At 62.8% G+C, this 8,643-nt stretch carries 8 protein-coding genes; 2 read left to right on the forward strand and 6 right to left on the reverse strand.

The window, feature by feature from the left end:
• On the forward strand, positions 1–234 hold a 234-nt coding region (locus C0456_RS18780; RefSeq protein WP_291055539.1), incomplete at its 5' end, for a LytTR family DNA-binding domain-containing protein.
• 271 nt (positions 235–505) lie between these two features.
• On the opposite strand, the gene C0456_RS18785 is transcribed toward C0456_RS18780, so the two are convergent.
• From C0456_RS18785 to C0456_RS18800, 4 genes are read right to left on the reverse strand one after another with little or no spacing between them, the layout of a single operon-like run.
• Positions 506–1,201 (reverse strand): hypothetical protein, encoded by a 696-nt coding sequence (locus C0456_RS18785; protein ID WP_291055542.1) that lies wholly within the window; start codon positions 1,199–1,201, stop codon positions 506–508.
• A 6-nt stretch (positions 1,202–1,207) separates the two neighbouring features.
• Entirely contained in the window at positions 1,208–2,176 is a 969-nt protein-coding gene (locus C0456_RS18790) for a magnesium transporter CorA family protein (protein WP_291055545.1), read from the reverse strand.
• A 47-nt stretch (positions 2,177–2,223) separates the two neighbouring features.
• Entirely contained in the window at positions 2,224–3,198 is a 975-nt protein-coding gene (gene corA, locus C0456_RS18795; RefSeq protein WP_291055548.1) for a magnesium/cobalt transporter CorA, read from the reverse strand.
• Positions 3,198–3,953, reverse strand: a complete 756-nt coding sequence (locus C0456_RS18800) for a class I SAM-dependent methyltransferase (RefSeq protein WP_291055551.1) — start codon at positions 3,951–3,953, stop codon at positions 3,198–3,200. The genes corA and C0456_RS18800 overlap by 1 nt, the downstream gene beginning before the upstream one ends.
• A 388-nt stretch (positions 3,954–4,341) precedes the next feature.
• Here C0456_RS18800 and C0456_RS18805 point away from each other — a divergent pair, with 388 nt between their 5' ends.
• A complete protein-coding gene (locus tag C0456_RS18805; protein ID WP_291055554.1) occupies positions 4,342–4,728 on the forward strand; it encodes a winged helix-turn-helix domain-containing protein in 387 nt (128 codons plus the stop codon).
• Here C0456_RS18805 and C0456_RS18810 read toward each other — a convergent pair.
• Positions 4,725–7,022 carry a TonB-dependent receptor gene (locus C0456_RS18810; RefSeq protein WP_367179317.1) on the reverse strand — a complete coding sequence of 766 codons (2,298 nt, stop codon included), beginning with the start codon at positions 7,020–7,022 and terminating at the stop codon, positions 4,725–4,727. The two genes, C0456_RS18805 and C0456_RS18810, sit on opposite strands and share 4 nt — an antisense overlap.
• A gap of 336 nt (positions 7,023–7,358) precedes the next feature.
• Entirely contained in the window at positions 7,359–8,372 is a 1,014-nt protein-coding gene (locus C0456_RS18815; RefSeq protein ID WP_291055559.1) for a site-specific integrase, read from the reverse strand.
• Positions 8,373–8,643 lie beyond the last annotated feature (271 nt).

Below are 8,643 nucleotides of genomic sequence, written 5' to 3' on the forward strand. Positions count from 1 at the left end.
GCAGGTTCTTTGCGTCGGGACATAGTGGGACTCCTTCTTACCCATTATGCCCGCCCACACACGAAATTCCTGACAGTCCTGCCGCATGGCTTCGTCCGCGTCCACCGCTCGTACCTCGTGCGGCGGGCAGCGATCGCAACCACTGAAACACGGCAAAGTGGGGACTTCGATATCACCTTGCGTTCAGGCGCGGTGATCAGCGGTAGCCGCAGGTTCCGGCAGAACCTCGCTTAGCCGGAGAGCGTGTGAGTATTCGCTTCAAGGTCGGCTTGGGAACGGTGGGTCTTTAGGAATAAACATCGAGTAGCCGGCATTCGCAGCCGGAGTTGAGCAGGGTCGACTGCCGACCCAACACCGGTCATCCCCGACCGCTGCGAACAATTTCTGGATCCGCCAGAAGCCGCCATTCCGGTTTCGGGATCGCGCATCGACCCCGTTCATGACCGCAACTGGGTAAGTTCCTGAACGGTGGCTATCTTGGTTGATGCGAGAGCGGATCAATGCCTTACCGCCGTATGGTGAAGCCAAGCGTCACCGATGACGTCGAGGTACCGTCGGTCCGGTGTCCAGCCAAAAGATCGAAATCGATCCTTCCGCGATCCCTCACCCAGCGCAGCCCGGCCTGCCCGCCCGCCGCGCCCCCATCATTGCTGAACAACTCGCCCATCAGAACCAGATCTGGGGTGAGCTCATATTCGGCCTGCACCCCCAAAAATAGGGTGTCGCGGTCAGTGCCGGCGGGAGTAATGATCCAGCCGAGATTGCCGTGAATCACCAGCCTGTCGCTGGCACGGGTCGAAATTGGCACGTTGACAGCGACAGTCTCCACCCTGCTTGAGGAAGGGTTCCAGATGGCCATTGCCGAAAGGGCGATGCCAATCGGCGCTTCCTCAGAGGACCGAAGGTTGAGCTTAACCGCTGGTGCAATAGCGGTCGCCCCGCCTTCGCCCCAGCTGCTCTGAACGGCGGTGGCAATTTCCAATCGAGGTAGGGCCTTGAGCGTGCAGGCAGGGTTGGCAACTGCTAAACCGCGCCCGTTATCAGCGAAAGTCAGCCAGCTCTCAAGTTGGCAGACCCCGGCAGGCAGGGTCGCATCGTCATCAGTAATATGCGCGCCGCCGCCCGCCATAGCAGGGCTTGGCTGCGCCAAAAGAGCGCAAACCGCGGCGATCGGCAGAATCCAGAGGAACCGATGCCGCATTCCGCCTCAAAGCCACCCGCGCCGCTTGAAATAGAGGTAGGGCAACAGCATCGAAACCACCATGAGCGCGAGCGCGAAGGGGTAACCATATAGCCATTGCAGTTCGGGTATGAAGTCGAAGTTCATCCCGTAAATCGAGGCGACCAACGTGGGCGGCAGAAACACCACGGCTGCAACCGAGAAGATCTTGATGGTCCCAGCCTGCTCGATGCTAATCATCCCCAATGTGGCATCCAATAAGAAGTTGATCTTCTGCGACAGAAAGACGTCGTGATCGGCCAGCGAACGCACATCGCGCGAAATAGTCTTTAGCCTTTCACGCAGATCCTTGTGACTCTTGCGCTGAATGAACAGCGCGGTGGCGAAGGTTGCCAGCCTTTCGAGTGACACCAGGCTGTCTCGGATATTAGAAAGCGCATTGGCCTGCCGCCCAAGTTCGGCCAGCACCTTCCCGAAATCGGTTTGAGAGTGTACCTTGATGTCAGTCTTGGCGAAGACCGTCTTGGCTACCGTTTCGATAACGCGGCCACTGCGTTCAAGGATGTCGGCGAGCCGGTCCACGATCGCTTCGAGCAGTTGCAGGAATATATCTGGCCCGTCCGCTGCCACCGCCAGTCCACGATCAGCTCTCTGGCTCAGCATTGTAAAAACGCGCGGTTCATGGTGACGAAGCGTTACCAGCACCGTTGGGGTTAGCACAAACGTCACCGGACCCATCTCCGGTTCGTCGCTGTCTCCAAAAGCGGGCAGGATCGCGGTCATGAAGGCGGTATGGCCCTCTGTGTAAAGGCGCGAGGAAATCTCGATCTCCTCCATTTCCTCGCGATCAGGGATTTCGACGCCGAGCCAGCGGTTGATCGCTTGTTCATCGATGGCGGTCGGGCGCAGCAGATCGATCCAGCTAGCCCCGGTGGCGTCGCCAAGTCTTTCGGTGATTGGTTGCAGACGGCCTTCGCGGGTGTCGTATATGCGCACTGCTCAATCGTCCTGGAAGAAGGGGTTGGACCAATCTCGCGGCGAGCCTATAACCAGCCTGATTTTCTGAAGCGAAGGAAAAGCACCAGACAAATGAAGCTGATAGTCCCGATCACGGCGAAATAGGCATATTCCATGCGCAATTCGGGCATATTCTCGAAGTTCATCCCGTAAATCCCGGCAATCGCAGTTGGCACGGCGAGGATCGCTGCCCATGCCGCCAGCTTACGGGTTATCTCACCCTGACGCTGGGCTTCGATCAGGGCGCTAGTCTCCATCACCGAATTGAGCATTTCGCGATGCAGCGCCGCAAGCGATGAGACACGCCGGACGTGGTCGAGCACATCCCGGAAATAGGGACGCACTTCCGGGTCAATGTTCGGCAGGTCGAGGCTGGCCAATTTGGCGCAGACTTCCTCCATGGGAATCAGCATTCGCTGCAGCAGCAGCAGGTCGCGCCTCAGGTTGAACAGCTCGCGCATTTCGACGCGGGTCAGCGCGGAATCGAGCGCACTCTGTTCGAGCCGCTGGACGATCTCCCCCGCGGCATCGATGACCGGAAAGTAATTGTCGGCAATCATGTCGAGCAGAGCATGAAGCACATAGTCCACTCCATGCGCCAGCAGCGCGGGCCTTGTCTCGAGCTTCTCTCGTAGCGCCGAATGGCCCTGGTCGGACCCGTGCCGGACGGTGACGATATGGTTGCGCCCGACGAACAAGGCGGTCTCACCGTAGCTGATGTGCCCGGCCTCCATCTTGGCGGTGCGCGCAACGACGAAGAGCTGGTCGCCATAGATTTCCAGCTTGGGGAGCTGATGCGCGTGAAGCGCGTCCTCGACCGCGAGCGGGTGGAGGCCGAAACGCTTGGCACAGGTGGCCATTTCCTCAGAGGTAGGATCGAGCAGGCCGACCCACGCGAAAGCATCGGGAGATTGCGGTTCATGGGTCTGCACTTTGCTCTCGCAAAGCGCCTCGCCGACGACGTGTCCCTCGCGATAGTCGCGCGCTGCAATTATCGCCATCAGCCCCTCTTTCGTCCAATCAACAGGCCTTTGGTTCCTCCACCTTCGAAGGTGAAGTTGAAATCTGTCCACTTTCTGCGCCACCGCCGGGCAACGATGCGCTCACCTGGGCGCGCTGCGTCATCGAGTAAAACGATCCCTCCGGACACAACCCGGTCGAACAGGCGCTCCGCCATGCCTCTGGCAAAGGGATGGACTGCCCACGGAGGGCCATCGATGATCAGCATGTCGATTGTCGCGGGGATCTCGGGCAAGTCATACCAAAGGCCGGGCCATGCCAGATCGCGCTCACCGAGTGGCGCATGATAGAACCGTGCCGCCAATTCATGCTCGGCCAGCCATTCTTCCATCTGCCGCACAAACGGTTCGTGCTGGTCGTAGCTGTGCAGACAGCCGCGGCCATGCAGGGACAACGCCTTGGCAATCACAAGAGAGGTGGCGCCCGAACCCAGTTCCACCACAACTTGTGGCTGCCGGGTCTCGATCTCGTCGACGATCCGGTGCAACAGATAGGTATCGGCCTTCCAGCTCCCGAGATGCGGCAAAGCATCGCTTTCCAGTTTGACGCGTTCGAGCAGGGCGGCCTTTTGCGCCTTGGTGCCGCCGTAAAGGCTTTTGAGCAGCCACGGCCATTGCACCACGGCGAAGCCGAGCTGAAACAGCTTTTCGCCGATGGTCCGAGACGTGGGGCTCGTGTGCGAAAAATCCTTCGCGAGCAGTCCGGTAAGGTATTTAGTGGTCAATGTTTGCGCCATAAATTTAGGGAGGCCCCATTAGCGGCCTTGCACGTCGATTGCGAACGGAAATCCCGACGCTTCACCTAGGGGTCATTTGGGCAAGCGCAGCCGACCGCCCCCAAATTTGTGGTGAAAAAGTAGACCACAAATGAGCTTGATGGTAGGCTCTAGACCAACCTTTGACCGTCTTTCATTTGCCGGTTTGGGGTCGGTTGATCAAGGGCTGGATTTTTCGTAAGCGCAGTAAAGCAGCCGTGCCGCTTTTGGGACCGCGAGTCAGCCCCGCTCATGGCCGAGGATGGGTTGATAGCTGAGGAAGGACTGGTCGTCACGCCGCTAAGGGACTGTGCGTCAATCGCGTGCAATTCAGTTTGGGTTGCCAGCGTTGAAAGGATATCGGTCCAACATGACCTGGCCTTCCCCTCTCAAGCTCAAGATCCAGATCATGTGCAGTGACGAGATCGCTATGGGGCCGGGCAAGGCCGATCTGCTGGATGCCATCGCCGCGAATCGCTCGATCTCGGCCGCCGGGCGGGCGATGGGGATGAGCTACCGCCGCACCTGGCTGCTGGTCGATGCCATGAACCGCTGCTGGCAGGGGCCGCTGGTCGCGACCGTGCCGGGCAACCAGAAAGCGGGCGCGCACCTGACGCCGCTGGGCGAGGTGGTGCTGGCCGGTTACCGCCAGCTGCAAGGCGATGCAGAAGTCGCCGCCAGCGCCGGCTTTGCCGCCATCGCCGAAGCGTTGCTTCCCTCCCCCCGGCCTCCGAAGCGTAACGAGGGGCCCGCTTAGCTCCGCCACCTGACCGTCACCCCGAGCGTGCGCGGATCGCTGGGTGTGCCGAGGATCAGCCCCGAATTGCCCGCCTGGATGGTGAGGTTCTGGATGTAGTCCGCACCCAACACGTTGCGCGCGAAGACCGCGATCTCCCAGCCCTTGCCGCCTGCATCCTCGCGCCGGTAGCCGAGGCTCGCATTGGTGAGGTTGTAGCCCTCGATGAAGGTGAAGCGCGACAGGCTCGGGTCGCCGGAATAGCCGCTGCGCCAGTTGCTGTCGGCATGGACGAACAGCGCGCCCCGGCCAATCGGCACGGCGTAGTCCGCGCTCAGCGTCTGCGACCAGCGGGGCAGACCTGCGATGCGCTGCCCGGTCAGATCGCAGGCGGCGGTCGCCGCGGTCTGGCGTTCGAGCGGACAGGGGCCTGCGGGATAGTCGGTGTAGGTGCCATCGCCATGGGCGAGCGCGCCCACCAGCGTCAGCCTGCCGAGCGTGAGGCGCGCATCGGCCTCGAACCCCTGCACCCGCACCGCGGGGATATTCGACAGATAGCCGCGCAGCGCCACGGTCTGGCTCGAGTCCACCACGGTCGCCTGAAAATCGCGAACCGTGGTGTGGTAGGCGGCGAGGTTCAGCGTCAGACGCCCGACCCAAAGCGCCGACTTGATTCCCGCCTCCCATGTCGTGTTGCGTTCCGGGTCGATCACGGCGGTCGCCAGCGCGGGCTGGTTGTTCGCATCGAGCGGCAGGCCCGACATGTTGATCCCGCCCGATTTGAACCCGCGCGCGAAGCTCGCATAGAGCAGCACGTCGTCCGTCGGCTGCCACGCGACATTGGCGCGGCCCGAAAGGCTCCCCTCGCTGTCGCGCGCCGAATAGGTCTGGGGCCGCAGCACGCCGAGCCGCGCGTTGACAAGCGCGGGCGAAGTGACCAGCGGCCCGCCGAACACCCGCGTGCTGTAATCGCCCTCCTTGCTCTCGTGGGTGTAGCGCAGGCCGCCGGTCAGGGTCAGGCGCGGCACGATCCGCCAGTTCGCCTCGGCAAAGGCCGCATAGCTGTTCACCGCAAAGCGCGTCCCTCCCGTCTGTCCGTAACCGTCGAGCAGGTTCGCGGGCACCGGGGTGGCATTCGCGCCGGTCGTCGCCCCGATCAGCCACGGCGCGCCATAGGGGCCGAACACCGAATTGGGCGACCCGGTAAGCACCTGCCGGAAGAAATAGAGCCCCGCGACATAGCTCAGCGGGCGATCCCCGTCCGACGCGATCCGCACCTCATGGCTGAGCTGATCCTGCCGCGAGGGGATGCGCTGGATCAGCTGGATCGGCAGGCCTGTGTAGTCGCGGTCGTTGGCCGCGTCCCAGTTCCAGAAGCGCCATGCGGTGATCGACGTGATCGTCGCCGGGCCGATGTCCCAGTCCGCCGTCGCCGCCACCCCGCCTTCGCTGGTGTCCACACCGAGGCCTGCGTCGATGTCGGTCAGGCGGTCATAGGGATTGGTGCTCGGCGGGGCATAGCCCGCTGCCGCTGCCAGCGCCGGATATTGCCGCGCGGCGGGGCGCAGGCTGGTGCCGACGCGCAGGAACACCTGCGTGCAGCACTCGGCATCGAAATTGGCGAAGTCGGCGATCAACCGGAGCCGGAAGGCCTGTGAAGGCTGCCACAGCAGCTGCCCGCGCACCGCCTGCGTCCCCAGAGTGTTCTGGTCCGCGCCGGTTCGGACATTTCGCAGCACTCCGTCGCGCCGCGTGAAGGTGCCCGACAGGCGATAGGCGAGCGCCTCGCCCGCCAGCGGCCCGGTCGCCGAGAAGCGCCCCTGTGCGAAAGCGCGCTCGCCGCCGCTGAGTTCGGCATTGAAGCCGCGTGTGAAGGACGGCGCGGCAGAAACGATGTTGATCGCGCCCGCCGTCGTGTTCTTGCCGAACAGTGTGCCCTGCGGCCCGCGCAGCACTTCGATCCGCTCGATGTCGGAAAAGTCGAAGGCGGCCGTGGCGGGCCGCGCGTGATAGACCCCGTCGACATAGTAGCCCACCCCCGGCTCCAGCCCGTCATTGGCCTGGCTGACCGCGACCACGCTCGAACCCAGCCCGCGGATGGTGAAGGCGGTGTTGCGCGGATTGGCCGAGGAATAGTTGAGCGCAGGCACCAGCGTGGTCAGGTCGCGGGTGTTGAGCGTATAGGACTGCTCGAGCCAGCGCGCGTCGACCACCGAGAGCGCAGCGGGCACGTCCTGTGCAGCCTCCGGACGATGCCGTGCGGTGACGATAATCGCGCCGCCTGGCGCGTCGTCACTCGACGCATCTTCCGCCATCGCGGAAGCGGGCGATAGGCATGCAGCGCTGCCGAGCAGGCCGAGCCAAAGAATGGTGTGCAAGACTTACCCCTCAGTGCCTGTCGATCCTATATTTCATGATATATAGATAGGCGGGTCGGACAACATCAAGCTGCTTCGCTGGCTCTCGCTGGCAAGGCAGCGCTCGCTGTGGCAGAAGCGGTGGTCGCTTCCTGAATGGCGGCAACCGGGAAGCACTTCCTCAATAAACGCCATTTGCCATGCGCTCGTCGCAGTGTCGGCTTCTGATTAAACCGGTCATCTGCAAGGCGGTTAAGGAAGGGCAGGAAAGTCCCAAATTACGCCGCCGCGGAGCTAAAGAAAGCTCTGGCCGGCATGGTTTTCGAACAACGCAGCGTCGCGGACGTAGCCGAGCAGGACCTCGACCTTCTTCTGGCGGGAGACCTCCTGCATCTTGGGCAGTGAAGCTCCGGCTTTTGCGGCTTCGGTGAGGAACCCCGAGCGCAATGAGTGCGCACCTATCGCGGCAGGGTCGAGCCCGACCTTTTCGGCATAGCGCTGGATGAGCCGGGCAACCGAGCGATCGGACATCGCCTCCTTGGTCATGATCCCCTGCGCATCGGTGCGATAGAACAGAGGACCCGCCTCCCCTCCCCTGACGCTGAGCCATTCGTTAAGCCGAGGGCCCGGCTTGAGTACCCTCCCCGATGGCACAGCGATGACCTGCCCTTCCCCCTCCTGATCGGTCTTCGAATGCCGGATGGTGAGTTTGAGCCCTTCGCGCACCAGTTCGAGATCGGCGAGTTGCAGCGCCACAAGCTCCGAGCGCCGCAGCGCCGCAGCCAACCCCAACGCCATCACGGCCCGGTCCCGGATCGCCCGCGGGCTCTGCCCTTCAGCAGCAGCAATCATTCGCGCGAGATCGCCGGCGAGGATCGCGCTTTTCTTGCGCGTCGGCCGCGCGCGCTGCTCCCGGCGGATCCCGGCAAGGGTATCAGCGATCACATCGCGCAGATCGCGGTGCTGGGGTGCAGCCTCGCCGGCCTGCCGGTGGTGCCAGGCAATCGCCGCCAGATGCCGCCCGATCGTGCTGTCCGCCCTCCCCGCTTGGGCTAGCGAAGCAAGGTAGGTCGCAACGACCTCTGGCATGGCCGGCAGTGGATCGAGACTGCGCTGCCAGCACCAGCTTTCAAACTGGCGCCAGTCGCTGTCATAGGCGCGCACCGTATTGGCCGCCTTGGAGCGGGCCCGGTACGAGCGCGCTGCTGCAATCTCTGCTGCAAGCTGCGGCGGGAGCGCCTGCCCGAGCGGCGCTAGTGCGTCATCGCCCTCGCGGCGCAAACCCGTGCTGTGTCCATCGTCTGCCACAACCATTTCCCATCTTGGCAAGGCGCGCGCGCTTCCGCGCGCCCTGCCCGCGCCCACCGGGCGCAAACCCGGCAATTTCTGCGGCGCTTTATAGAGAATATGCTATCGTCCGTGAAGGGCTCTTATCGGACAGCGAAACGACCGTACAAGCTGGGTATACTTTCTAAGCCATTTATATACTATCTGGCAGATGGCATCCGCCCCAGCACCCTGGCAGCTGACGCTTGCCCGCATCGAAGGCGCCCTCCCCTTCATCTCACCCGAGCTGTCT

Origin of the sequence: Hyphomonas sp. (genome assembly GCF_013823385.1) — a bacterium.
Taxonomy (GTDB): Bacteria; Pseudomonadota; Alphaproteobacteria; order Caulobacterales; family Hyphomonadaceae; genus Hyphomonas.